This window comes from Pseudomonas sp. TWP3-2 (assembly GCF_049897765.1).
GTDB lineage: Bacteria > Pseudomonadota > Gammaproteobacteria > Pseudomonadales > Pseudomonadaceae > Aquipseudomonas.
Map to the genome: position 1 here is coordinate 95,311 of NZ_JAFCWW010000004.1, position 25,295 is coordinate 120,605.

Below are 25,295 nucleotides of genomic sequence, written 5' to 3' on the forward strand. Positions count from 1 at the left end.
AAGGAACAGTCATGAGCGAAGCGCCTGCGTTACGACGTTTATTGGTGGTCGATCCGTGTGACGACTGTCATCGACTATTGCCCGGATTGCGCGCGGCAGGCTGGGATGTCGACAGTTGTACGCTGGAACATGCCGGCGACCGAAGTTGCGACGTCGGCCTGCTGCGTTTGCAGCCTTTTCACCTTGAACGGCCCGAAGCTGTCAAAGAACTCATCAGTCGCAGCGGCACCGAGTGGATAGCCGTGCTCAATCAGGAAGTGCTGCGGCTGCAAAATGTCGGCGATTTCGTCTGCGAGTGGTTTTTCGATTTTCATACCTTGCCGTTTGACGTGTCGCGGGTACAGGTCACCCTCGGCCGCGCATTCGGCATGGCGCGCCTGCGCGGGCAGGGCACGATTCATATTGATCAGCCAGAACACGAGTTGCTCGGTGACAGCAAACCGATCCGCGAGCTGCGCAAACTGCTGAGCAAACTGGCGCCGACCGAGTCGCCGGTGTTGATCCGTGGCGAAAGCGGCACCGGTAAAGAACTGGTGGCGCGCACGCTGCATCGGCAGTCGCAGCGCCACAGCAAGCCGTTCGTGGCGATCAACTGCGGGGCAATTCCGGAACATCTGATCCAGTCCGAGCTGTTTGGCCATGAAAAAGGCGCCTTCACCGGTGCGCATCAGCGCAAGGTCGGGCGAATAGAAGCGGCCAACGGTGGCACGCTGTTTCTCGATGAAATTGGTGATCTACCGTTGGAACTGCAAGCCAATCTGCTGCGCTTCCTCCAGGAAAAACATATTGAGCGCGTGGGCGGCAGTCAGCCGATTCCGGTGGATGTACGGGTGTTGGCCGCGACTCACGTCGACCTCGAAGCGGCAATCGAGAAGAAACGCTTTCGCGAAGACTTGTACTACCGCCTCAACGTCCTGCAAGTGGTCACCGCGCCATTGCGCGAACGGCATGGCGATTTGTCGATGCTGGCCAACCATTTTTCCCACTTCTACAGCCACGAAACCGGTCGCCGGCCGCGCAGCTTCAGTGAAGATGCGTTGATCGCCATGGGTAAACATGACTGGCCGGGCAACGTGCGAGAGTTGGCTAACCGCGTGCGGCGTGGCCTGGTGCTGGCCGAAGGTCGGCAGATCGAGGCGCGCGATCTTGGGTTGATCAGTCAGCATTCGATCGCTGCGCCGATGGGCACGCTAGAGGATTACAAAACCCGTGCGGAACGTCAGGCGCTGTGTGATGTGTTGAATCGGCACAGTGACAATCTGAGTGTGGCGGCGAAAGTGCTCGGGGTTTCACGGCCGACGTTTTATCGGTTGTTGCATAAGCATCAGATTCGTTAATTACCCTAAGCAAAAAAGACAGCCCCGCAAACGCGGGGCTTTTGCTTTACGTCAGAAGTAATACGGGAATTTCAAACTGAAGGAAAAGTCCGGCGCATCGTCGGTCATGCCAATCGACAAGTTCGGCACGATGGTCAGGTTGTCGGTGGCAGCAACGGTCATGCCGATGTTGAAATAACCGGCGTTGGCATCACTGGAGACCACAGACTCCCAATCCCCGCCATCCTGTTTCAGCTTGCTTTTGCGTTGCACCAGATCAGACACCGAGAACGACATACTCATTTTCTCGTTCAGTGCGAAGGCTACGCCAGCGCCGATCTGGAAGCTGTCGCCAATGCGCACCTTGCCAGGGTTTTTCTGGTTGACGGTCGAGCTGATGTCGTCGAACGATTCCTCGAGGTTGTGGGTGTAGGACAAACTGCCAAACAGCACAGCCGGGTCGAACGTCTTGACCAGCGAGATGCCCGGTGTGATCGACCAGACACCGTTGCCGGTTGGCAGTGTGTCAGGCACGAACAGGTTGGAGTTGGCATCGGTCTGGCGCAGCTTGATTCCGAACGGGTCCTTGCCGGTAGGGGCTTTGACCCGCAATGTGACTACCGCATCCGGAGTGTTGACCGACTCGTCGAGGAACTTGTAAGCCACCCCGAAGTTGACGTCGCCAATGGTTGGATCCTTGGTGACGGTTTCTTCCGTGGTCACACCTGCCGCGCCCTGATTGCCACCGCCCGACTGGTAAGTCGATTCGCGATACACGACCGGCACGTTCAGATCGAACTGCCAGCGGTTATCGAAGTTGTAGCGGCCCGTGAGATCGAGGGTCCAGGTGTCGGCCTTGATCCGGTCGAGGTTGATGTTGCCGAGAAAGATCGAGTCCAGCGCGAGGAAGCCGTTGAGGATCAGTTGGCGAGTGTCGTAGCGCGAGTAAGTCACGCCGGTTTCGACACTGAACTTGCCGCCACCGAAGAAGCCGCTGGCCTCGTCGTACAGGTTGGACACGCTCTGCGCCGGCTGCGAATCATCGGCCAGGGACTGACCGTAAGATGCGCCACTGCCTCCCGCCGCGCCCCCCGACGCTGCGGCAGCCCCCGTCCCGGTGGCTACGCGATTGCCTTTCATGTCGGATGGCGACTTGGCCAGACGTTTTGGTGGCGGGGAAGCGGGCTGATCTTCGACCTGACGGACCCGTTGTTCGAGTACCGCCAGGGCTTTCTGTTGTGATTCGTATCGTTGCTTAAGCTCCAGAAGCTCCTGTTTCAAAGCCTCTACATCGGCATTAGGTGCCGCTTGCAGCATGGCGGCCGGCAGTAGAGTGCTCAAACATACAGCGGCGCGCAGTGATACTGATCGATACATGAATAAGCCGTCCCTTTAAGCCCAATGATCGAGACTCAGCGTAGTTCAATATCCAATACTGCGTAGTGCTCTGAGTTGGGTCAGGTTGCAGTCCAGTGCACCGGCACTCATGCCGTTGTTATTCAACACGACGTTGAGTTGAGTCAGGTTGTTGACCACGTTGGCACTACCGAGCAGACGGGTATTTTGCAGCAAACCGCCCTGAGCGACCTGTTGCAGCGCTGTACCCTGATTGCCCGAGGCTTGAATGGCCATTTGTACACCACCGTTGGTGGCCGACACCGCCACATTGCCGGCGGCGTTGCTGCCGGTGATGGTCTGCCCGGCCATCAAGGCCTGGCCCTGGGTTGGCATCAAAGCGGGCGCCTGCGCGGCTTCCTTGACGTTGATCGCGACGTTGTTGGCGGCCGTGTTGCCATCACCCGCGGCGCGTACGCTTTGCGTTATGCCCTGGGAACTGTTGAGCCCGGCACCACCAATGACTTCGCCAGTCCCCAGTTGCGGGGTGCTGCCGTTGCCGTGTTCTTTGATGGTCTGGACGTAGAATTCAGGTTTGACTGATGCTGCCTGTAGTTGCATCGAGGTGGCTGCCCCGATCAGATCGCCACTGGCGTTGCGCCAGGTACTGCTCATGACAATGCCGAAGCTGATGATCCGCCCCGGCATGACATATCGACCACGCAGCTCGGCCAGCTCCTGGTCCTTGATTTCGATGGGCTTGAATCCTGCATTGGCATAGCCTGACGCACTCGCTGCCAGGCAGGCGGCGGCCAGCCAGTATGAGGTTTTCATTTGCTGCTCCCGGGACATCCAGTCCCACTCTTTATAATCGGCGATTAAAAGAAGTCGCTCTGTATGAACCCGAAATCCATCAATTCAGCATCTTTGACAGGGTTGAAGCCATCCAGCTTGTTTTTCGCGGTCAGCGGTAGCGGAGGGCTGCGCAAGGCATTCGCCTTGTCATATCCGGGGCCGACGATGGCGAACACAATACCGTTCCAACCTTTGACAAAATCATCGTGCTTGTAGCGTTTATGGCCCAGAACCGGGTCTCCGATGTAAACCCAATCCTTGTCAGCACGCTGCAAAACCACGAAATGCTTGTAGCCGCGAATTTCCATCAGTACCACCACCGGAATCGTTACTGAATCGAGCTTCTCCGGCGGAATCCTGTAGCCCCTGGCGCGCATGCCGATGCTTTCTATATAGCGCTTCATGTCGAGCATGGAAAAACCCTGAGTACGAACAAGGTCCTGGTCAGCGTTGACCAGCATGCCTTTGATGATGTGCTCCTCATCGACGTCGAGCCAATAAGCCTGGCGTAATACCGTAGCCAGTGCAGCGGCGCCGCAACTGAAATCGGTTTTTTGTTGGACTATGTCGGCAAACTTGCGCTCACGCAGGCTTTGCACATCCTTGTAGACCAGCACACCACCCGGCAGGGCAGCGACCGGCATCTGTGCAGCCTGACTCAGGCCAGACAGACAAAGCAGGGCGATAAGGGCAGTTTTACGCATGATCGATACGCCTTTGCGGACTGAGGAAAAGCCCCGTTTCCGGGGCTTTCGTTTCGATCGCGATTACATGCAGGCTTTGCAACCTGCGGCGATGGACAGCGAGTTGCTTTGTTGGTTGCCCACACCCGCCGAGACGTTGGCTCCGCCGTTGCCGGAGAAGTTGTTCTGCGAGTTGGTCATGTTGGCGTTGTTGACGACAGGTGCTTTCCAGCCATCTTTGGTCAGCACTTGCTGAGTGGTCACGCCAGCGAGGCCAAAGGTACCCACGGCTTCGAACTTGGCTTTCTGGTCATCGTTGCCGCCGTGGCCGCCGCCACGGTTGCCATAACCGCCGTGATGGTCATCGTCTTCGATGGTTGCAGTGCCTTTGGCTTTGAACACGCCAGCCGCTGCATAAGTGCCGGTGAGGGTATCGGTTTTGTAGGTACGTACGCCTTTGTTGTCGACAACCAGGCCAGTGGAGGACTGGTTGGCAGCAGCAGCGGCAGACGCGACGCGACCACCCGATACAGCGATTGCCAGGTTGTTTTTCTGTTGGTTGAAGTTGCCGGCAGACACGTTGATCCCGATGTTGCCGGAACCGTTATTGCCAGCGTTGTTGAGTGTTGCAGTATTGGTAGTCGACGAGTTTTTCACATAGTTGTTGTTGTTGACTTGAGTCGCACTCGAGACAGCAACAGCAGTGCCGAAGATGAAGCTTTCGTCGGCGGTAGCCAGGGCTGCAGCGTTGTCTTGCTGGATGCCGTCGCCGGCTGCCACGTTGGCGCCCATGTTGCCGTTGGAGCTGTTGAGCGAGTCACTGGCATTGGCGGTGTTTTTGGTGCCTTGGTTGTTCACCTCGTTGCCGTCGCTGTTTTGCTCGTCGAGCACAGCGGCGCCAGCACCCGCGGTAATTTGCAGAAGTTGTTCCAGGGTAGGGCCTTTCGGACCATGCCCATTACCATGACCGTGATCATCATCACGACCGCCTGCCTGTGCTGCGATTGCCATCACTGCTGCAAGTGCGAAAACCAGTGGTTTGAGAGCCATTGTAGGTTTCATGGTGTTTCTCCGTGCTTATTAGTTGGTTAAGTGTTGGTACTTTCTAATTGCACTGCTTTTTATATGGGTCAGTCTGCGACCCGGATGCTCAGGGTGTTAGCCATACGGTTCCCCACCCCGGCACTCTGGTTCACCTGAATCACCCCTCGGCTGCCGGTGAAGGCCTGATCACTTGTCGTGACCTGGCGACTGCCGGTTGGGGTGCCAGTTGCTCCTGAGCTCGGTAACAACGCCACGTTCTGTTGCGACAGGGCGCTATCGTCAATGCTCTGCGGGCCGGCACTGATGCTGACGCGCGTTACATTGGCCATCTGGTTGTTGGCACCGGCGCCCTGGTTCACGCCCAGGATCCCGTTGCCATTACTGAAAGAGGTGCCACCGATGGTTGAACTGGCGTTCATCGAGCGGTCGGCGGGTGTGTCGATCTTCTGAATCACGCGGGTGCTGGCGTTTGACTCAGTGCCAATGGCGATCGCCTTGACGTTGGCCTGCTGCATCTGGTCGCCAGCGGCCTGGTTGACGTTGAAATTGCCTTTGTACTGGACGCCGGAATTCTGGATGTCTGCCTGGTTGATCGAGGATGGATCGGCCATTGCGCTGGTGCAGCCGAGCAAGGCAAGCAGGAGCAGAGAACGAGTCATCTTATTGGCCTCCAGCCATGCGGGTCAGCGGGGCCAGGCCAGTGCTCATGGCCCGGTTCACGGTATTCGAGATCGAACCCCCGGCACCGCCGCCAGTGCCGGTTCTCATGCCGGGCAAACCGTTGGTGTTGGTCAGGGTGTTCATGCCGGGCAGATTGGAACTTGGCGTATTGATGTTGCCGCGGATGGAGGACCCGCTGGCGACGCCGGCAAAATCACCGTCATTGAGTTCGGTACTGTTCAACGTCGAGTTGATGCGCGCCGAAGGGTTGGCATTGACGGTGGTGGGATAGGGATCTTTGCCGCCATTGCGGCCAATCGGGATCGGTTGCACGTCACGATTGAGTACGATCACGCCATTGCCTTCGGCCTGAACGTTGAAACTGATAAAAGGGCTGGCGGCTGATCCGATCAGCACGAGGCAAGTAAAGGCTTTTTGAATATTCCCCACGGCGGCAATTCCTTCTTCAGTGGGCTGGGCCTGTTCAGCGTTGTGAAGGAGAGAGCGAAAGCTGTGCCGCTTTTTGAAATTGCTGTGAATTCAAAGGCTTGAGTTGCGTTGCCGCGCTGCTGATACAGAAACTGTTTCAACCGTGAAACACGCACCCGGCGCGGCAACCGCCGATTGGCATTGCAAAGCTCTGGCACAAGGGTTTACGCGCAGGTGTTTCATCTGCGTAACAAGTCCCGTGACAAACTGATGAAGGGCGTTGAGACGGGCACTTTGCACCCGCAGATGTGTTTCAGGAATGGACACTTGTGCCCCAAAGCAGGGGAAAACAGGGGCATAGACACCCCCGCAGAATGGGTCAGCCTCCCAGCAGCTCGGCCACGGCAGCGCAAGCCTGGCGGCGACGCTCGAGCCAATCTCCCTGAATTATCAGCAGGGGTTGCTGATGCAATTGCAGCCAGGAGCGGGTGGCGTCAAAGAATGCCCTGCGCTCGCTCAGTTGCGGCTGGCAGCGCTGACCATCATCGGTCCAGTCGATCTGCTCCGGCGAGAGCAACAGATGCAGATCGTAATGACGACTGAGCAACTCTGGCTCCAGCCATGCCGGGCAGTCGCCGAAGAGTGTCTGGCTCCACAGAATATTGCTCAGTAGATGCGTGTCGAGGATCAGCAGCGGCGGTTGTTGCGCGCGCGCCTGATCTTCCCACTGCAACTGGCCACGGGCGATCTCCGGAATATCCCCTAAACAAGTGTCACGCGGATTCTGCTCGATGAACCAGCGCACGTACTCGTCCACCCGCAGGCCGCCGAATTGTTCTTGCAGCGCCGCTGCCAGCCAGCTCTTGCCGGTGGATTCCGGGCCGGTGAGGACAACGACTTTCATGCGCGCAACGCCGGATCGGCACGCCATTCGCGCCAGCCTTGCACCGCGATCAGGGTGAACAGTGCATACAGCGCAGCAGTCAGGTACAGCCCTTTATAGAGGAACAGCCCGACGAAAATCACATCGAGCACGAACCACAGCGCCCAGCATTGCAGGCGTTTGTGTGCCATCCAGAATTGCGCAACCAGGCTGAAACCGGTCAGCGCCGCATCCAGCCACGGCTGCGCAGCGTCGGTCCAGTGGGCCATGCTTGCGCCCAGCGCCAGACTGCCGACGGCACCGATAGCCAGGCCTTTGACAATCGACTGGGGGGCGAGTCGGCTCACCTGGCGCCCGTCATGCATCGAGCCGGCGCGGGTCCATTGCCACCAGCCGTAGACCTGCAGGGCGGCGTAGATGACCTGCAACAACATGTCCGAATACAGCTTCACCTCAAAGAACACCCAGCTGTAAAGCAGCACCATGACCAGCCCGATCGGCCAGCACCAAGGATTCTGTTTGACCGTCAGCCAGACCGCGATCACCCCGAGGGCGGCAGCAAACAGTTCAAGCCCGGACATGCGAGATCCTTGGAGGAAATAGAGGAGGGCGCGGATTGTACCGAAAAACCTGCGGAGGTCAGCATTCCACGCCATAACTGTGGTTTGCCACAAATCCTGTGGGAGCTGCGGTGCGACGATTCGACTTGCCAGCGATTGCTTCGGCATAGCCAGCATTTTTGGTGAATGACACACCGCAATCGCTGGCAAGCCAGCTCCCACAGGGGAGAGAAATTACACGCGGAACTGGCGCAGGAGGCTGTTCAACTGTTCGCTCAACTGGCCCAACCGCGCACTGGCCACGCTCGACTGCTCCGCCGCCAGCGCCGTGCTGTGTGACAGTCCGGCAGCCTGAGTAACGTTCTGGTTGATGTCCTCCACCACATGCGCCTGTTGCAGCGTGGCACTGGCAATCGAAGCATTCAGGCCGTTGAGGTTACGCAGTGCCTGACCAATTGCATTCAGGCTCGCACCGGCCAGCCCCGCCTGTTCGATGGTCAGTTGCGAGGCTTTGCTGCTGTCGCCGATCACCTTCACAGCCGCTTCCGAGTGATTCTGCAAACGTTCGATCATCGTCTGGATTTCAGCCGTCGATTTCTGCGTACGCTGCGCCAGCAAACGCACCTCGTCAGCCACCACCGCAAAACCGCGACCTTGTTCACCGGCCCGCGCGGCTTCGATCGCCGCGTTGAGCGCCAGAAGGTTGGTCTGTTCGGCAATCGAGCGGATCACTTCCAGCACGCTGCCGATCTGCGTGCTTTCAGCCGCCAGGGTGCGAATCACTTCAACCGCTTGGTCGATAGTCCCCGAAAGCTTGTCGATCTGTTGCAGGCTGCCGTCGATATTGATCTGGCCCTGCTGCGCCTGTGCCTCGGCGTCGCGCATTTCGCTGGCGGCGTGTTCGGCGTTTTTCGCCACGTCCTGCACGCCGTAGGTGACTTCGTTGATGGCGGTGGCCACCAGTTCCATCTGCTGTGACTGTTGCTGGCTGCGCTGTTGCGCTTGAGTCGCATCGTTGCCCAGTTCGCTGGACGACTGGCCGAGTGCGCTGGCGGATTTCTGCAAGTCGCCGATGACCCCGCGCAACTTGGCGGTGAAGGCATTGAAGTGATGCGCCAGTTGCGTGACTTCGTCCTGGCCGTGGGTGTCGAGACTGCGCGTCAGGTCGCTTTCACCACTGGCGATGTTGGCCATGGCGTTTACGGTTTCCTGCAACGGGCGCACGATACTGCGCGCAATCAGGACCACCAGCAGCACCATGATCAGCGCAATCACCAGGCCCGCGACTGACGCTTTGATCACCTGGCCCTGGAACTCGGCCTGTACGTCATCGACATACACTCCGGAGCCGAGCACCCAACCCCACGGCTCGAACAGTTTCACGTAAGAAGTCTTGGCTACAGGCTCACTGGCGCCGGGCTTCGGCCAACGGTAGTCAACCATGCCAGCGCCTTTGGCCTTGGCGATCGCGACCATTTCGTTGAACACCGCAAAGCCGTCCGGATCGCGGATCGCCGAAAGGTTCTGGCCTTCAAGTTTCGGATTGGTCGGGTGCATGACCATCACGGGCGTGAGGTCGTTGATCCAGAAATAGTCGTTCTGGTCATAGCGCAAGCCGCGAATGGCGGTCAGCGCCTGTTTCTGCGCGGCTTCACGGGTCAGGCTGCCGGCGGTTTCCAGGCCTTGGTAATAGTTCAGCAAACCGCTGACCGTCTGCACCACATGCTGGGTTTTCTGGGCTTTGGCGTGATAGAGGTCGTCGTGAATCTGCTTGAGCATCAACACGCCCAAGGTCAACAACATCACCACGGCCACTATCAAGATGAGCCACAAGCGTCGGCTGATCGACACACTGCGCAAGCTGTTCATAACGCTGTCACTCCGATTTCTTTTTCTTGTAATAACTCACCGCCAGCATCCAACCACGTTTTGTGTGACCGGGCATACGCGACTCAAGTCGTACAGCGCACCAGCGCTGATACGGCGTGTCTGTTAGGATTTCGGCCCCGCGCGGAAAAACCTGAGTCGAGATTGATTTTTCACGCAATTTTGACTGTTTTGCAGCGATCCTCTGCGCCGGGAAAACGCTACAGAAACAGCCAGCTACGCTGGACGCAGTGAACAGTTGGAAAAATATTATCGGGGCATGCCAGCGGGTATCGCTTCTTGGGGGATTGATGGATCTTTGGACGGCCTTGCAGGCACTGATTCTTGGAGTTGTAGAGGGGCTGACGGAGTTTTTGCCCATTTCCAGTACCGGACACCAGATCATCGTTGCCGACTTGCTCAACTTCGGTGGCGAGCGGGCCATGGCGTTCAACATCATTATTCAGCTCGGCGCGATCCTCGCGGTGGTCTGGGAGTTTCGTCGCAAGATTCTTGATGTGGTCGTCGGTTTACCGACTCAGCCGAGTGCGCGCAAATTCACCGCCAACCTGCTGATCGCGTTTCTACCGGCGGTGGTGTTGGGGGTGATCTTTGCCGACCTGATCCACGAATACCTGTTCAACCCGATCACCGTGGCTGCAGCGCTGGTGATCGGCGGCATCATCATGTTGTGGGCCGAACAGCGCCAGCACGAGGTGCACGCTGAAACTGTCGACGAAATTCACTGGACCGACGCCTTGAAGATCGGCTTCGCCCAATGCCTGGCGATGATTCCCGGCACCTCGCGCTCCGGCTCGACGATTATTGGCGGTCTGTTGTTTGGCTTGTCACGCAAGACCGCCACCGAGTTTTCGTTCTTCCTGGCCATGCCGACCATGGTTGGCGCGGCGGTGTACTCGGGATATAAGTATCGCGACCTGTTCGTGCCGGCGGATTTTCCGGTGTTCGCGATTGGCTTCGTCACAGCGTTTATCTTCGCGATGATCGCGGTACGCGGTTTGCTCAAGTTCATCGCCAGCCACAGTTATGCGGCGTTTGCCTGGTATCGGATCGTGTTTGGACTGGTGATTCTGGCGACCTGGCAGTTTGGCTGGGTTGACTGGTCGGCAGCCAAGCCATGAATGATGCCCGCTCACGCCGCCCGGATCAGCGTTCATCGGGGAGCAACATTCAGTACCTGAAGTTGAAACTGCTGGTGTTGCTGATCGTCTGCGCGTTGCCACTGTTTGGCGCCGCGTCGATGTGGCTGGACGGGATCTCGCGGGTAGCGCTGACGGCCTATGCGGTGGTCAGCGTGCTGGCGTTTTTCCTGTATTGGGCGGACAAACACAAGGCCCGTACTGGCGCTTGGCGCATCCCGGAAAATGTCCTGCACGCAGTGGAACTGGCCGGCGGCTGGCCCGGCGCATTGATCGCCCAGCAAGTGTTCCGGCACAAGACGCGCAAGGTGTCGTTTCAAGTGCTGTTCTGGCTGATCGTGGTGTTGCATCAGGTGTTCTGGATTGATCAGTTGTTCATCGGTTCGACGCTTTCGGCGATATTCTAAAGCAGCAGTCCGACCTGAGTTTTCTTCGGCAGTTTGCCCACCACCAGTTGATGCGAGCGCTGCAACAGCCCTTGCAATTCCTCGGCGCCCAGCGGGTAGGGCGGGTGCATGATGATCCACTGCGCCCGCGCCAGATACGGCGCCGGGTGAATGCCCGGACGGTCGCAATGGCCGAGAAACAAATCCTTGTCGACCTTGAATGCCAGTGAATCGCCGCGCAGCCCCTGCAAGGCGAACATCTTGTTGCCGGCAATCGAAAACACCCGCACGCCGCCCCATTTGTAATCCTCGCGTGCGCCGGGCAATGCCAGGCAGAATTCGGCAACATCCGTTTCGCTCATCTTTGCTTTTTTCATAGCAGCCGCTCCCCGCAGGCATTGAACGATTCGACCAAGTGGTCGATCCACGCGCGCACCGCTGGCATCACCCCGCGCCGATGCGGATACACCGCTTGCAGCCAGCCACCGGGCAATGACCACTCGGGCAACAAGCGCACCAGCGTGCCGCTTTCCAGTTCGGCTTCGCAATACATCATCGGCAATAACGTGAAACCCTGACCCGCCAGCACGCAAGCCTTGCGCACCACAAAATCGTCAATGCCCAACCGGGCTTCCAGCGCCAGATCGCAGCTTTTGTCGTTCTGATCGATCAGGCGCACATGCACCAGGCGATCAGGTTCCAGCGCGCCGAGCACCGGCAGACTTTTCAGATCCTGCGGATGATGGATTTGTGCATCCTGAATAAACGAGGGGCTGGCGACCACCACCATTTGTGCCTGACGCAACCGCCGGGTGACCAGCATCGGGTCTTCATCGCCGTGTTCGCGCACGCGCAGCGCGACGTCGATACCTTCGTTGATCAGGTCCACCCGGCGATTGAGCAGGATGACCTCAAGCTGCACCTGCGGGAATTTGTCGAGGAAACTGCTGATCACCAACGGCAACATCTCATGCGCCAGCCCGGTCGGGCACGACACGCGCAAGCGCCCACGCGGTTCGCTGGACATACTCGCCACCGCTTCATCGGCCATTTCCGCTTCCAGCAACATCGCCTGGCAATGGCGCAGATAACGTTCGCCGACCGCCGTCAGTTTCAATTGTCGGGTCGTGCGTTGCAGCAAACGGGCGCCGAGGCGCTCTTCGAGTTCGGCAATTCGCCGTGACAGCCGCGACTTGGGGATGCCGAGCAAGCGGCCGGCGGCAGCGAATCCACCGGCCTCGACCACTTTGGCGAAATAGTAGAGATCATTGAGGTCTTGCATGGGGAAATCCAACTGTTCTATCAGTGGGACAAACTATCGCATTGTCGGCGGCTAATCGAGTATTGGTTTCGTCTGTAGGATTGTCTCCATTGCGTCGACCACGACGATCCTTACAGGAGATTCCTCATGAAACTGTTGCATATCGATTCGAGCATTCTGGGCGACAACTCGGCTTCCCGTCAGTTGAGCAGCGAAGTGGTCAAAGCCTGGCAGGTTGCTGAACCAAGCGCTGTGGTTACCTACCGTGACCTGGCCGCCGACGCCATCAGTCACTTCTCGTCGACCACCCTGGTAGCTGCCGGCACCACCGCCGAACTGCGCAACGCCGCACAACAGCACGAAGCCGAGCTGAGCACTTCGACGCTGGCCGAATTCATCGCTGCCGACTCCATCGTCGTCGCCGCGCCAATGTACAACTTCACCGTGCCAACCCAGCTCAAAGCCTGGATTGACCGCATCGCCGTTGCCGGCCAGACGTTCCGTTACACCGACGCTGGCCCGGAAGGCCTGTGCGGTGGCAAGAAAGTGGTGATCGTGTCGACCGCCGGCGGCATCCACGCCGGTCAGGCTTCGGGCGTTGCTCACGAGGAGTATCTGAAACTGCTGTTCGGCTTCCTCGGCATCACCGACATCGAAATCGTGCGTGCCGAAGGCTTGGCGTATGGTGATGAAGTGCGTAACAACGCACTGACCGCTGCCCACACGCAGATCAGCGAACAACTGTTCGCCGCGGCGTAAGGCCTGCGTAAAGAACAGCCTCCGTTCAGGCAATTCCCAAAAAACTCTGTATTCTGGTTCCGCAAGGGCCGAATACGGAGTTTTTTGTTTCTGGCTGTTACATAATCTGGCCCGGGTTATGCAATTAATGTTCTGACGATCTTCGGAACCAACAGGGTGGGCCATCCCATGATGCGTCTTTGTGCAACGTTACTGATTTGCCTGCTTGGCAGCCTGAATTCAGTGCACGCTGCGCCAGGCGTACACCCGCGCTGGAGCGTCGGTTATCACGAGATGACTTTCCTCGATCCGCTGGATCTGCAACCGATGCGCGCCATCGCGTTTTATCCTTCCAGCGACCGCGAACACCAGAGCCTGCTTGAGGGCTATTCGGTCGAGGCTGGTGAAGACACCAGGATCGCCATCGGGCGCTTTCCAATGCTCATGCTCTCGCACGGCAACACCGGCACACCGCTGGCGCTGCATGACCTCGCCACCTCGCTGGCGCGTAAAGGCTTTGTCGTAGTGGCAGTAATTCATCCCGGCGACAACTCCAAAGATCACAGCCGACTTGGCACTCTGAGCAATCTGTACGGGCGGCCAATTCAGATTTCCGAAGCGATTACCGCCACGTTGGGTGACCGCATGCTCGCGCCGTTTGTGAACGCCGATCAGGTCGGTGTAATTGGCTACTCGGCCGGCGGCGAAACCGCGTTGATTCTCTCGGGCGCGCAGCCGGATCTGGATCGCCTGCGCCGCTACTGCGAAGAACGTCCGGACGACCGCGATGCCTGCAACACCAAGGGCGAGTTGATTGTCGACCGCGATGACCTGCAACCGGTGGCCGATCCACGCGTGCATGCGTTGCTGCTGATGGCGCCACTGAGCCTGAAATTCGGCCGGCATACCCTGGCCGATGTGCATGTGCCGGTGCTGCTCTATAGCGGCGACGGCGACAAACTGGTGGCCTTCGACAAAAACGCTGCAGCTCTTGCGCGCAAATTGCCGACCGCGCCGGACTTCAAGCTGTTGGCCGGGGCAGGGCACTTTGTGTTCATGGCGCCGTGCAATGAAGCGCAAATCCTCGCCATGCCGGCGCTGTGTACCGATGCCGACGGAGTCGACCGCGAGGACATCCATCGCAATCTGATTTCCGAAGCCGGGCGCTTCTTCTCGCATGCGCTGGGCGCGCCAACCCGCGCCGGCATGCAGACCGCGGATCAATAAAAGCGGCAGATCAATCCCTTGAATGCAAAAAGCCCGGTCACATGGACCGGGCTTTCAACTTGCAGCTAAAGGCTTGTACCGCCCTTAGAACACTACGCCCTGGCTACGCAGGTAGTCATCGTAGGTGCCGCTGAAGTCGGTCACGCCGGTCGGGCTCAGCTCGATGATTCGAGTGGCCAGGGACGACACGAACTCACGGTCGTGGCTGACGAAGATCAGCGTGCCCGGGTAGTTTTCCAGCGCCAGGTTCAGCGCTTCGATGGATTCCATGTCCAAGTGGTTGGTCGGTTCGTCCATGATCAGCACGTTCGGCCGTTGCAGGATCAGCTTGCCAAACAGCATGCGACCTTGCTCACCACCGGAAATCACTTTGACCGACTTGAGGATCTCGTCGTTGGAGAACAGCATCCGGCCCAAAGTACCGCGAATCATCTGTTCGCCCTGAGTCCACTGACCCATCCAGTCGAACAGCGTCATGTCGTCTTCGAAGTCGTGGGCGTGATCCTGGGCGTAGTAGCCCAGTTCGGCGGCGTCGGTCCACTTGATGCTGCCGGCGTCCGGGGTCAGTTCGTTGACCAGGGTACGCAGCAGAGTGGTCTTGCCGATACCGTTCGGGCCGATGATCGCCACGCGCTCGCCAGCTTCAACCTGGAAGCTGAAATCTTTGAACAACGGCTTGCCGTCGAAGCCTTTGGCCATTTTTTCGACCATGACGGCCTGGCGGTGCAGCTTCTTGTTCTGATCGAAGCGGATGAACGGGCTGACACGACTCGAAGGCTTGACCTCGGCCAGCTGGATCTTGTCGATCGCCTTGGCGCGGGAGGTTGCCTGCTTGGCTTTCGAGGCGTTGGCCGAGAAGCGGCTGACGAACGATTGCAGCTCGGAGATCTGCGCTTTCTTCTTGGCGTTGTCCGACAGCAATTGCTCGCGGGACTGGGTCGCCACGGTCATGTACTCGTCGTAGTTGCCCGGGAACAGGCGCAGCTCGCCGTAGTCCAGGTCAGCCATGTGGGTGCACACGCTGTTCAGGAAGTGACGGTCGTGAGAGATGATGATCATCAGGCTGGAGCGCTGGGTCAGAATGTTTTCCAGCCAGCGGATAGTGTTGATGTCCAGGTGGTTGGTCGGTTCGTCGAGCAACAGCACTTCCGGATCGGAGAACAGCGCCTGCGCGAGCAATACGCGCAGTTTCCAGCCCGGCGACACTTCGCTCATCGGGCCGAAGTGTTGCTCGATGCCGATACCCAGGCCCAGCAACAGCTCGCCGGCACGGGATTCAGCGGTGTAGCCGTCCATTTCAGCGAATTCTGTTTCCAGCTCGGCGACGGCCATGCCGTCTGCTTCGCTCATTTCCGGCAGCGAGTAGATGCGGTCGCGCTCGGCTTTAACCTTCCACAGCTCTTCGTGACCCATGATCACGGTGTCGATAACGGTAAATTCTTCGTAGGCGAACTGGTCCTGGCGCAATTTACCCAGACGCACGTTCGGCTCGAGCATGACCTGACCGCCCGACGGATCGAGGTCGCCGCCGAGGATTTTCATGAACGTCGACTTGCCGCAACCGTTGGCGCCGATCAGACCGTAGCGGTTGCCCGCGCCGAACTTGACCGAAACGTTTTCGAATAGCGGCTTGGCGCCGAACTGCATCGTGATGTTAGCTGTAGAAATCAAAGGTTTTTCCTGTGGAGCATGCTTGGATAGCGAGGGTGCGGCCGGAGCGCTTGGCCCGAGTCGAAGTGCGCTGAGGCGGGAATTCCCGTCATCAACCAAGGGGGGCGCTAAAGTTTGGCGGCGATTGTACTGGTCTGGCTCTTTAAACGATAGGGCAGTGAGCAGCCGATCAGCGTTTGGGGTGATCGCGGGACAGTTTTTCACAGATGAGTGTTCACGGTTGGTTACAAACTGTGGCTAAAATGCCATCCATTCGCCTAACGCCTCTAAAAGGCGCGCAGTTTGTTCACTTCCGACGTGTGACGATTTCCGTGAAACTCATCATTGCCGCTGTTTATGTCATTTCCATTGCATACGTGCATTTACGTGGCCGTGTGCGGCACAAGCTCGGTCGCCAATTGAGCGACCATTCGACGTTTCTGGCGCCGATCAACTGCTTCCTTTTTCTGTTCTCGAAGATCCCCAACAAGCCGTACCTCGATCCGAAGGACTTCCCTGACCTGACTCCGTTGCAGACTCATTGGGAAGAAATCCGCGCCGAAGGCCAGCATCTGCTGCGCGCCGGTGAGATCAAGCGTTCGAATCAGTACGACGATGTCGGCTTCAATTCTTTTTTCAAGTCTGGCTGGAAACGTTTCTACCTGAAGTGGTACGGCGAAAGCCATCCGTCGGCGATGAAGCTGTGCCCGCGAACCACTGAACTGGTGCAGAGCATTGGCTCGATCAAGGCTGCGATGTTTGCCGAGCTGCCACCGGGGTCGAAACTGGTGCGTCATCGCGATCCGTATGCCGGTTCCTATCGTTACCACTTGGGTCTGGACACGCCGAACAGCGCCGGTTGCTACATCAACGTTGATGGCGAGAACTATCACTGGCGTGACGGTGAAGCGGTGATGTTTGACGAGACCTTCATTCACTACGCCGAGAACACCACGGATCAGAACCGCATCATCCTGTTCTGTGACGTTGAGCGGCCGATGAAGTATCGCTGGGCGGCAGCGCTCAACCGTTGGTTCAGCCGCACTGTAATGTCGGCGGCGGGTGCGCCGAATGATGCGGGCGACCGGACAGGTGGGATCAACCGCTTGTTTACCAAGATCTACAAAATTCGTTTGCGTGGTAAAGAGCTGAAAAAGCGCAATCGTGCACGGTATTACATGGAAAAGTGGGCGATCTTTGGTGGGTTGCTTGCGGTTTTCATTCTGATCTGAAATCAGTGTTGTTTGGGTGGACGCCATCGCTGGCAAGCCAGCTCCCACAGGTTTCCCGGTGATACATAAATATTATTCACACCGAAAAACCCTGTGGGAGCTGGCTTGCCAGCGATGAGGCCATCAAAACCACTGAAGATTTGCCTTCTGCCTGGTTTCAAGCCTTTTTAGCCCTCTTGGCCGGCGCAGCCTTGGCCTTCGCCTTGGCCGGCGCTTTCCCACCCAAGCTACGTTTAAGCAGTTCGGTCAAGTCGATCACATCCGCCGACTTACGCTGTTCCTCGCCAGTCGCCGTCTCGACATCCTCGATCTTGCCTTCATGGGCCTTCTTGTCGACCAGCGCCATGATCTTGTCTTCGAACTCGTCGTTGTAATCTTCGGGCGTCCAGTCCGCACTCATGTCCTCCACCAGCCGTTTGGCCATGTCCAGCTCACCCTTGGCCAGTTTTGGCTCGGTCACTTCGCTGCCCAGTTCCAGCTGATCAAGACTGCGCACTTCCTGCGGCCAACGCAGTTTTACCAGCACCAGCGCTGACTCCAATGGCATCAACGCTGCCAGATACTGGCGGGTGTGCAGCACAACCCGGGCGAGGGCGACTTTATTGGTCTTGGTCAGCGTCTCGCGCAGCAATGCGTAGACCTTGCCACCGCGTTTGTCCGGAGCCAGGTAATACGGCGTGTCGATGTTTTGCAGTGGGATCTGTTCGCTATCGACGAAGGCGAAAATGTCGATGGTCTGCGTCGAAACCGGGTGCGCCGAGCGAATTTCCTCTTCGCTGAGCACCACATAGCGGCCCTTCTCGAACTGCACGCCTTTGACGATGTTTTCCTTGGTCACTTCTTTGCCGGTGACCTTGTTTACGCGTTTATAGCCCACGGGATCCATGCTGCGGCTGTCCAGCCAGTCGAAATCCACGCCTTGCGATGAGGTCGCCGAAACCAGCGCCACAGGGATGTGCACCAGTCCGAAGCTGATTGCGCCTTTCCAGATTGCCCGAGCCATGGTGCGTCCTCCGAGTGATGTTCAGGTGACCTGCGGCGTGGCGCAAAAGTTTCGAGTGTTTAGATCTCGGCGGTCGGCCGGTCAAGTCGTGTTACATCTTGTTTAGCAGCGACGGGTTAACAAATCCGAACCCACGGCGTAGCGTGGACTCGAAGGCTCTAGTCCACGCGCATCGAGAGAGGCCGTTCATGAATCGTTTTCTGCTGGGTATCGTCTTACTGGCCCTGAGCGGCGGTATGGTTCAAGCCGAGGTCTCTGCGCCGGCGTCGTTGATGTTGGCGCAAAGTCCGACCGGCAACAGCAACAATCCCTACAACAGCCCGATTCGCCGGGCCAACCCCAACAGCATGCAGGGCACCCAACCCGGCACGCCACCGATCCGGGGGCCGAACACGGTTCCGGTACCAAGACGGCCGACTCTTGAAAACGGCGGCATTGGCAACGGGCAGCCCATTCGATCGGTGCCGAGTACGCCACCCAAATTCATTCCCAATCCAGCGCCGCGCAGTACCGGCAGCACCCGTTGAGCTGCCGGCCCGCCAACGAACAAAAGGAATCGTGCATGTTGCGTAAAACCCTTCTGGCCAGTTTCTGCGCCAGCGCATTGATCAGCTTTACCGCCCCGGTTTTCGCCGAGGCCCCCAAGGAACTGCAAAGCGAGCAAGGCACGCTTGAAGTGACGACCATTACTCAAGGCCTGGAACATCCATGGGCGCTGGCATTTTTGCCGGATCGTCAGGGCATGCTGGTGACCGAGCGGCCTGGAAACCTGCGGGTGGTCGGCGCGGACGGCAAGTTGTCGGCGCCGATCAGCGGCGTGCCCAAGGTCTGGGCCAAGGGGCAGGGTGGTCTGCTTGATGTAGTGCTGTCGCCGGACTTCAAGGCCGATCGTATGGTGTATCTGTCATACGCCGAGGGCGGCGGCGCCGGTGACAAGGCCGGGACAGCGGTCGGGCGCGGACGTCTGTCCGATGATCTGAAAACACTTAAAGATTTCAAAGTGATCTTCCGTCAGGAGCCGAAACTGTCGGTGGGCAATCACTTCGGCTCGCGGCTGGTATTCGACCGTGACGGCTATCTGTTCATCACGTTGGGCGAAAACAACGACCGCCCGACCGCGCAGGATCTGGACAAGCTGCAAGGCAAGGTCGCGCGTATCTATCCCGACGGCAAAGTGCCGGACGACAATCCTTTCGTTGGCCAGTCTGGCGTGCGTCCAGAGATCTGGTCCTACGGCCATCGCAACCCACAAGGCGCGGCGCTCAACCCGTGGACCGGGACCCTGTGGGAAAACGAGCACGGCCCGCGCGGCGGTGACGAGGTGAACATCGTCGAGCGCGGGAAGAACTATGGCTGGCCATTGGCGACCCATGGCATCAACTATTCCCTTCTGCCAATCCCTGAAGCCAAGGGCGAAACCGCCGAAGGCACACTCGGGCCGCATCATGTCTGGGAGAAGTCTCCGGGCGTAACAGGTATGGCGTTCTATGACGCCGACCGTTTCAAACCGTGGCAGCACAACGTGTTTATCGGCGCACTGGTGGATCAGGAGCTGATTCGCTTGCAGTTTGACGGCGACAAAATCGTGCACGAAGAACGCCTGCTCGGTGAACTCAAGCAGCGCATCCGCGACGTACGCCAGGGGCCGGATGGTTACCTTTATGTGCTGACGGATGAGTCGGATGGCGCGCTGTACAAGATCGGGCTGAAATAACTCATCCGCTGATTCACGCGGGCGCGCGGGCATACAGCACCACCGCCGCCCGCAATTTGCCCCGGCCGAAGCGGCACATCTTGTCGAACTCCCCATGGCTGACCGGCACATGCTGGCAGTCGATGGGTTGTCGGTGCTGGCTGTGATCAACATCCGGGTCGTGCAGATAAACGAATTCGTCATCGCAATCGGTGACCATCACCCAGTGCGGCGACTTGGATCGGGTCAGTCGATAGCTGCTGATCAACACCAGCGGCTGCCCTCCAGCATCGAGCAAGCGCGGCAGATCCAGCGTGGTGCCGATGCTTTGCTCAACATCGGAGTCACGTAACTGCGCGGTGAACTCTTCATGCACCAGGCGCATGACGTCTTTTTTATGCTCGTCGCGCACGCCGTCGAGGAACAGCGGCCCGTTTACGCTCAGTTGCAGTTGCACCCGAAAGCCGCGCCGCCACGCCGCCAGCGCCAAACCCTGCGGACTGCATCCGCCATGCCCGGAGGTCATGAAAACAGTGGTCGCCTCACGCCAGATTTGCAGCTCTTCGCGCCGCTCCAGCAGCCGATCGGCCTGCAAGGCGCCCATGGCCATTAACAGACAAGCCGGGCCGCAAGTGAAGTCGGTGGTTTGCTGGTAATGCGCAACGTTGATGTTGCGCGAGTCGCGGTGCTGAAGAATACGTTTTTCCAGGCGCAACGCATCGGCATGGTCTTCGTAGTAATCGTGAATCAGCGCAAAGCGCCGGTAGCCATGCTTTTCATAGAGAGCAATCGCGGCCGGGTTGTCAGTGCGAACCTCCAGCCGCAGGTACGCGCAATCGTGCTCAAGCGCACAGGCTTCAATGCGTTGCAGCAATTGCTTGCCCAACCCCAGACCGCGCGCCTCGGGGGCAATAGCGATTGAATACAGCCGCGCAAGCGATGTGCCGCGATGAAACAACACCAAGGCGTAACCCGCCAGCTGTCCATCGCGCTCGGCCACCATTAGCTGCGCATGCGCACGGGTAATCATCCATTGAAAGCTGCGCCGGGTCAGGCGGTCTGTGGTGAAACAGTGGGTTTCCAGCGCCAGTAGCGCCGGCAAGTCTTCAACTACTGCCGAACGAAAAACAGTGTGCATATGACCGCCGTAAAAGTTGCGTAACGAAACGAGACTTTCGAAAAAGTTCGTGCTTAATAGAAAAGGTCTTGTTCTCCAACGGATCAATCTCTATGTCAGCGGTACAGGGTCATTGGCGCGAAGTATCCGAGCAAAGTTTGCCGGCGGCAACTTATTTAAATCCAGTCGCGAGAGTTTCCAGTCAAGTGTTGATCATTGTCGAACGCAAGGAAGACTGGGCCTCTTACTTTCCCAGTGAAGACATCCTCACGGCCCAGGAATACCTCGAGAAAACCCGTGATGACGAGTCGGGTAAGCGGGTGCAGGTGATCAACCTGTGCCGCAGCTACAAGTACCTGGGGCACGGCTATTACTGTTCGTTGCTCGCCGAGGCGCGAGGGCACAAGGTGATTCCGTCGGTGCGCACCATCAGCGAACTGACGCGCAAATCACTCTACGGTCTGGCGCTGGACGACCTCGACAAAACTCTGGAAAAAGCGCTGAACCATCAGCTCTACAGCGACACCGAAGGTTTTACCCTGACACTGTACTTCGGTAAAACCAATATCGAGCCGTTGCAGGACTTGGCGCGACAATTGTTTGAAGTGTTCCCGTGTCCGATTCTGTTAGTTGAATTCCGTAGAAATAACGGCTGGCATATTGAAGGTATAAAGTCCGGTGCGCTGCACAAGTTGCGCGACGATCAGGAAGATCAGTTCGCCAATGCGCTGGGCAGTTTCAGTCGCAAGATCTGGCGCAGTCCACGATCACCGCAAGTGGCCCGCTACGACCTGGCGATCCTGCATGATCCGCAAGAAGCCTTGCCACCGTCCAACCCCCGGGCACTGGAGAATTTCATCCGCGTCGGCAAAGGCATGGGCATCGATGTCGAACTGATCGAGCGCAAGGACTACGCACGCCTGGCCGAGTACGACGGCTTGCTGATCCGCGAAACCACCAGCGTCGACAACCACACCTATCGCTTCGCCAAAAAAGCCGAAAGCGAAGGGCTAGTGGTGATGGATGATCCAGCCTCAATCCTGCGCTGCACCAACAAGGTCTATCTGACTGACCTGCTCAACAGCCATCAACTGGGCATGCCCGCCACCGAAATTCTCTACAAGGAGCGACCGGAAGATTTCGAGCGGGTCGGCGAGCGCTTGGGATTCCCGTTGGTGCTGAAGATCCCCGACGGATGTTTTTCCCGTGGCGTGATCAAGGTTGAAAGCCAGCAGGCATTGCTCGAAGCCACTGCCGAACTGTTTGAACACTCGGTGCTGTTGCTGGCTCAGGAGTTTTTCTACACCGAGTACGACTGGCGCATCGGCGTGCTCAATCGCAAACCGATCTTTGCCTGCCAGTACTTCATGTCCAAAGGCCATTGGCAGATTTACAACCACAAGGCCAAAGGGCAAGACGTCAATGGCGAGTGCCGCACCATGGCGATCCATGAGGCGCCGCGCGCCGTGGTGGAGCTGGCGGTGAAGACCGCAAATCTGATCGGCGACGGCCTCTACGGTGTCGACCTCAAACAGGCGGGCGACAAAGTGGTGGTCATCGAAGTCAACGATAATCCCAACCTCGATGCCGGCACCGAGGACGCTTACTTGCAGGACGATCTGTATTCGCTGGTGCTGGAAGAGTTCGTGCGGCGTCTGGAGCTTAAACGGCGCGGGCAGGCATGGTGATGCGCCGATGATCAACAGCTTTGCACTGAGCCACGGAGCCTTGCAGCGGGTAGAACGGCTGGATGCCGAAGTGATGCTGTTCAGCAATCCCGACGCCGCCGAGCGCGACTTGCTGCACAGTCACTTCAAGCTGGATGAACATGCGCTGGCCTCGGCACTGGACCCGGATGAAGTGTCACGGATTGAGTTCCATCCAGACCATTTGTTCCTGATCTGGAAACGTCCGGAAAACTATTCCGGCGGTGGTAGCCTGGCGTTTGAGGTCTCTTCCTGCGGTTTGCTGTTTTCGCCGGGCCAACTGTTGGTGATCGCCACCGACGACACGCCGCTGCATGGCGTCGGCACACGGCAATCGCTGAATACGCCACTGGATGTGTTGCTCGATCTGTTGTTCAACAACATTCATCACTATCTCGGGCATTTGAAGGTGATCAAGCTGGTTGCCCGGGAGTTGCAGCAGAAATTCAACGCCTCGATGCAGGATCAACATCTGCTGCAAATGTTTAACCTCAGCGAAAGCCTGATCTATTACATCAACGCCCTGCACAGCAACGGCGCCGTGCTGACGCGGCTGCGCAATCACGCTGAAAAGCAGCATTTCGGCAGCGAAGCGCTTGGCCTGATTGACGACCTGATCATCGAAAACAACCAGTGCTACAAACAGGCTGAGATCTACTCGACGGTGTTCTCCGGGCTGATCGATGCGCGCGGCAATCTGATGAATAACAGCACCAACGGCCTGCTGCGCAAATTGACGTTGATCAACGTGGTGTTTTTGCCGCTCAACCTGATCGCGAGCATCGGCGGCATGTCCGAGTTCAGCATGATGACCGCGGGCACCCCGTGGTGGGTGGCATATCCGCTGTTTTTGATTGCGATGATGTTGGCGGCAGGCGCGATGTTGTTCGGGCTCAGGCGCCTGACGAAGTAGCTGGCGTTTTGAGTTTGCGTTCCTTGAGCCCGCGCACCACCAGATACAACAGCGGCCCGACCGACACAAAAACTGCCGTCAGCAGTAAATACGGCAGCACCGACCAGCCGGTCTGACCACGCTTGCGCGCATCCTTGTACATCCACACGCCAGCCAACGTCGCCAGCAGATACAGATCAATCACCACCTGCGCGGTATCAGGTCTCGACATCAGACTGATGCCGAAATCGAGCAGCGACTGTTCGGCTTGCAGCATCACCGAAACGGTGTAGCCACTGAACGCGATCAAAGCAGTGAGGGGCAGGGCGACAGACATCATGCAATCCTTCCTTGGTGAGATGAGCGAGCGGCCAGACTACGAAATTCGCGATTGACTTGCCATCATTGGTCGGGCTAATTTCAGCCCATGACTTCCACCGTATTGCGCTGCCAGCCAAGCATTATTACCGCCATTCCTCATTTGGCGGGCTAGCTCACGACTGCAGCACCCAACCCGCCCTAGAGGCGGGTTTTCATTTTCTGTCTCTTCGGTTTAAACGCGGTCCCACACCGAACGTTTGAATGCGTTATCAAGGAGACGACCATGAATTGCACCGCCGATCAGCAAGCCTTGCTTGAGCAATACGTAAAAAAGATCCTCGCCGCGCCGGTTTACGATGTCGCGGTACGCACGCCCTTACAATTCGCCCCGGCGCTGTCCGAAACCCTCGGCAACCGGATTCTGCTCAAACGTGAAGACCTGCAACCAACGTTCTCTTTCAAGATCCGTGGTGCTTACAACAAACTGGTGCAATTGAGTGAAGAGCAAAAGATTCGCGGGGTGATCACGGCTTCGGCGGGCAATCACGCCCAAGGTGTGGCGTTGGCGGCCAAAGCATTGGGCATCGCCGCAACCATCGTCATGCCATCCACCACGCCGGATCTGAAAGTGCTCGGCGTAAGCAGTCGCGGTGCCGAGGCGTTGCTGCATGGCGAAAGTTTTCCGTTTGCCCTGGCCCATGCGCTGCAATTGGCCGAGCAGAGCGGCCGCACCTTTGTCTCGCCGTTCGATGACCCGGACGTGATTGCCGGGCAAGGTACGGTGGCGATGGAAATCCTGCGTGAACATCAAGGCGCGCTGGACGCCATCTTCGTCCCGGTCGGCGGTGGCGGACTGATCGCCGGCATCGCTGCCTACGTCAAATACCTGCGCCCGGAAGTACGCATTATCGGCGTCGAGTCAGAACATTCGGCCTGTCTCAAGGCTGCGATGCAGGCCGATGAACGCGTGGTGCTGCCCAGCGTTGGCACCTTCGCCGATGGCGTGGCGGTGGCGCAAATCGGCGCTTACGGCTTCGAGCTTTGCCGCTTTTGCGTGGATCAGGTGATCACCGTCAGCAACGACGAGCTCTGCGCCGCCATCAAGAACATCTACGACGATACCCGCTCGATCACCGAGCCTTCCGGCGCGCTGGCCGTGGCCGGAATCAAACAATACGTGGTGCAAACCGGCGCACGCAATCAAACGCTGATCGCCATCGACTCCGGCGCCAACATCAACTTCGACAGCTTGCGCCATGTCGCCGAACGCGCGGCGGC

The 25,295-nt window shown here is 58.2% G+C and carries 25 protein-coding genes and 1 pseudogene; 11 read left to right on the plus strand and 15 right to left on the minus strand.

Translation table 11 applies throughout. From position 1 onward, the window contains the following. Positions 1–11: 11 nt before the first annotated feature. Positions 12–1,337 (plus strand): sigma 54-interacting transcriptional regulator, encoded by a 1,326-nt coding sequence (locus ACP7EE_RS08050; protein ID WP_426234142.1) that lies wholly within the window; start codon positions 12–14, stop codon positions 1,335–1,337. Positions 1,338–1,388: 51 nt separating this feature from the next. Here the strand turns inward: ACP7EE_RS08050 and ACP7EE_RS08055 are convergent, their stop codons facing one another. The 9 genes from ACP7EE_RS08055 to ACP7EE_RS08095 form a co-directional block, all read right to left on the minus strand. Then, entirely contained in the window at positions 1,389–2,693 is a 1,305-nt protein-coding gene (locus ACP7EE_RS08055) for a hypothetical protein (RefSeq protein WP_420649844.1), read from the minus strand. A gap of 45 nt (positions 2,694–2,738) precedes the next feature. Continuing rightward, positions 2,739–3,485, minus strand: a complete 747-nt coding sequence (locus ACP7EE_RS08060) for a hypothetical protein (protein ID WP_426234143.1) — start codon at positions 3,483–3,485, stop codon at positions 2,739–2,741. A gap of 44 nt (positions 3,486–3,529) precedes the next feature. After that, on the minus strand, positions 3,530–4,210 hold the full coding sequence (locus tag ACP7EE_RS08065) for a C39 family peptidase (protein WP_426234144.1): 681 nt from the start codon (positions 4,208–4,210) through the stop codon (positions 3,530–3,532). 63 nt (positions 4,211–4,273) lie between these two features. Next, entirely contained in the window at positions 4,274–5,251 is a 978-nt protein-coding gene (locus ACP7EE_RS08070; protein ID WP_426234145.1) for a heme utilization protein, read from the minus strand. Between the two features lie 68 nt (positions 5,252–5,319). Next, complete coding sequence (locus ACP7EE_RS08075) at positions 5,320–5,892, minus strand: adhesin (RefSeq protein WP_420649840.1); 573 nt, start codon at positions 5,890–5,892, stop codon at positions 5,320–5,322. A 1-nt stretch (position 5,893) separates the two neighbouring features. Continuing rightward, positions 5,894–6,343 (minus strand): hypothetical protein, encoded by a 450-nt coding sequence (locus ACP7EE_RS08080; protein ID WP_426200879.1) that lies wholly within the window; start codon positions 6,341–6,343, stop codon positions 5,894–5,896. 358 nt (positions 6,344–6,701) lie between these two features. After that, the gene (locus ACP7EE_RS08085) at positions 6,702–7,226 is read right to left on the minus strand and encodes an AAA family ATPase (RefSeq protein ID WP_426234146.1); all 525 of its coding nucleotides are present in this window, start codon (positions 7,224–7,226) and stop codon (positions 6,702–6,704) included. Further along, positions 7,223–7,786: a nicotinamide riboside transporter PnuC gene (gene pnuC / locus ACP7EE_RS08090; RefSeq protein ID WP_426234147.1), complete on the minus strand. Its 564-nt coding sequence runs from the start codon at positions 7,784–7,786 to the stop codon at positions 7,223–7,225. The genes ACP7EE_RS08085 and pnuC overlap by 4 nt, the downstream gene beginning before the upstream one ends. Positions 7,787–7,999: 213 nt before the next feature. Continuing rightward, positions 8,000–9,634 carry a methyl-accepting chemotaxis protein gene (locus ACP7EE_RS08095; RefSeq protein ID WP_426234148.1) on the minus strand — a complete coding sequence of 545 codons (1,635 nt, stop codon included), beginning with the start codon at positions 9,632–9,634 and terminating at the stop codon, positions 8,000–8,002. A gap of 308 nt (positions 9,635–9,942) precedes the next feature. Between ACP7EE_RS08095 and ACP7EE_RS08100 the strand changes: the two genes are divergently transcribed. Further along, positions 9,943–10,773: an undecaprenyl-diphosphate phosphatase gene (locus ACP7EE_RS08100; protein ID WP_426200872.1), complete on the plus strand. Its 831-nt coding sequence runs from the start codon at positions 9,943–9,945 to the stop codon at positions 10,771–10,773. Then, positions 10,770–11,198 carry a DUF1294 domain-containing protein gene (locus tag ACP7EE_RS08105; RefSeq protein WP_426234149.1) on the plus strand — a complete coding sequence of 143 codons (429 nt, stop codon included), beginning with the start codon at positions 10,770–10,772 and terminating at the stop codon, positions 11,196–11,198. The genes ACP7EE_RS08100 and ACP7EE_RS08105 overlap by 4 nt, the downstream gene beginning before the upstream one ends. Here the strand turns inward: ACP7EE_RS08105 and ACP7EE_RS08110 are convergent. Both ACP7EE_RS08110 and ACP7EE_RS08115 read right to left on the minus strand, forming a co-directional pair. Next, entirely contained in the window at positions 11,195–11,554 is a 360-nt protein-coding gene (locus tag ACP7EE_RS08110) for an MmcQ/YjbR family DNA-binding protein (protein ID WP_426234150.1), read from the minus strand. The genes ACP7EE_RS08105 and ACP7EE_RS08110 overlap by 4 nt on opposite strands. Further along, positions 11,551–12,459: a LysR substrate-binding domain-containing protein gene (locus tag ACP7EE_RS08115; RefSeq protein ID WP_426234151.1), complete on the minus strand. Its 909-nt coding sequence runs from the start codon at positions 12,457–12,459 to the stop codon at positions 11,551–11,553. Before ACP7EE_RS08115 ends, ACP7EE_RS08110 begins: the two co-directional genes overlap by 4 nt. Before the next feature lie 126 nt (positions 12,460–12,585). On the opposite strand from ACP7EE_RS08115, the gene ACP7EE_RS08120 reads away from it, so the two are divergent. Beyond that, positions 12,586–13,197 (plus strand): FMN-dependent NADH-azoreductase, encoded by a 612-nt coding sequence (locus tag ACP7EE_RS08120; protein ID WP_426234152.1) that lies wholly within the window; start codon positions 12,586–12,588, stop codon positions 13,195–13,197. A gap of 168 nt (positions 13,198–13,365) precedes the next feature. Continuing rightward, complete coding sequence (locus tag ACP7EE_RS08125) at positions 13,366–14,403, plus strand: alpha/beta hydrolase family protein (protein ID WP_420649831.1); 1,038 nt, start codon at positions 13,366–13,368, stop codon at positions 14,401–14,403. An 84-nt stretch (positions 14,404–14,487) separates the two neighbouring features. On the opposite strand, the gene ACP7EE_RS08130 is transcribed toward ACP7EE_RS08125, so the two are convergent. After that, positions 14,488–16,074 (minus strand): ABC-F family ATPase, encoded by a 1,587-nt coding sequence (locus ACP7EE_RS08130; RefSeq protein WP_426234153.1) that lies wholly within the window; start codon positions 16,072–16,074, stop codon positions 14,488–14,490. A gap of 311 nt (positions 16,075–16,385) precedes the next feature. On the opposite strand from ACP7EE_RS08130, the gene lpxO reads away from it, so the two are divergent. After that, the gene (gene lpxO / locus ACP7EE_RS08135; protein ID WP_426234154.1) at positions 16,386–17,285 is read left to right on the plus strand and encodes a lipid A hydroxylase LpxO; all 900 of its coding nucleotides are present in this window, start codon (positions 16,386–16,388) and stop codon (positions 17,283–17,285) included. 157 nt (positions 17,286–17,442) lie between these two features. Here the strand turns inward: lpxO and ACP7EE_RS08140 are convergent, their stop codons facing one another. Next, positions 17,443–18,288 (minus strand): Ku protein, encoded by an 846-nt coding sequence (locus ACP7EE_RS08140; RefSeq protein ID WP_426234155.1) that lies wholly within the window; start codon positions 18,286–18,288, stop codon positions 17,443–17,445. 188 nt (positions 18,289–18,476) lie between these two features. On the opposite strand from ACP7EE_RS08140, the gene ACP7EE_RS08145 reads away from it, so the two are divergent. Together ACP7EE_RS08145 and ACP7EE_RS08150 are read left to right on the plus strand one after the other, a co-directional pair. Next, positions 18,477–18,815, plus strand: a complete 339-nt coding sequence (locus tag ACP7EE_RS08145; protein WP_426234156.1) for a hypothetical protein — start codon at positions 18,477–18,479, stop codon at positions 18,813–18,815. A gap of 35 nt (positions 18,816–18,850) precedes the next feature. Continuing rightward, complete coding sequence (locus tag ACP7EE_RS08150; protein ID WP_426234157.1) at positions 18,851–20,002, plus strand: PQQ-dependent sugar dehydrogenase; 1,152 nt, start codon at positions 18,851–18,853, stop codon at positions 20,000–20,002. A 13-nt stretch (positions 20,003–20,015) separates the two neighbouring features. On the opposite strand, the gene rimI is transcribed toward ACP7EE_RS08150, so the two are convergent. After that, on the minus strand, positions 20,016–21,119 hold the full coding sequence (gene rimI / locus ACP7EE_RS08155; protein ID WP_426234158.1) for a ribosomal protein S18-alanine N-acetyltransferase: 1,104 nt from the start codon (positions 21,117–21,119) through the stop codon (positions 20,016–20,018). A 92-nt stretch (positions 21,120–21,211) separates the two neighbouring features. Here rimI and ACP7EE_RS08160 point away from each other — a divergent pair, with 92 nt between their 5' ends. Continuing rightward, entirely contained in the window at positions 21,212–22,786 is a 1,575-nt protein-coding gene (locus ACP7EE_RS08160) for a RimK family protein (protein WP_426234159.1), read from the plus strand. A gap of 7 nt (positions 22,787–22,793) precedes the next feature. Next, positions 22,794–23,717 (plus strand): magnesium transporter CorA family protein, encoded by a 924-nt coding sequence (locus ACP7EE_RS08165; RefSeq protein ID WP_426234160.1) that lies wholly within the window; start codon positions 22,794–22,796, stop codon positions 23,715–23,717. Here ACP7EE_RS08165 and ACP7EE_RS08170 read toward each other — a convergent pair. Continuing rightward, complete coding sequence (locus ACP7EE_RS08170) at positions 23,698–24,036, minus strand: DUF2834 domain-containing protein (protein ID WP_426234161.1); 339 nt, start codon at positions 24,034–24,036, stop codon at positions 23,698–23,700. The genes ACP7EE_RS08165 and ACP7EE_RS08170 overlap by 20 nt on opposite strands. Positions 24,037–24,300: 264 nt before the next feature. Here ACP7EE_RS08170 and ilvA point away from each other — a divergent pair. Beyond that, positions 24,301–25,290: pseudogene (gene ilvA, locus ACP7EE_RS08175) on the plus strand (threonine ammonia-lyase, biosynthetic); the annotation flags it as partial. Positions 25,291–25,295: the final 5 nt, after the last annotated feature.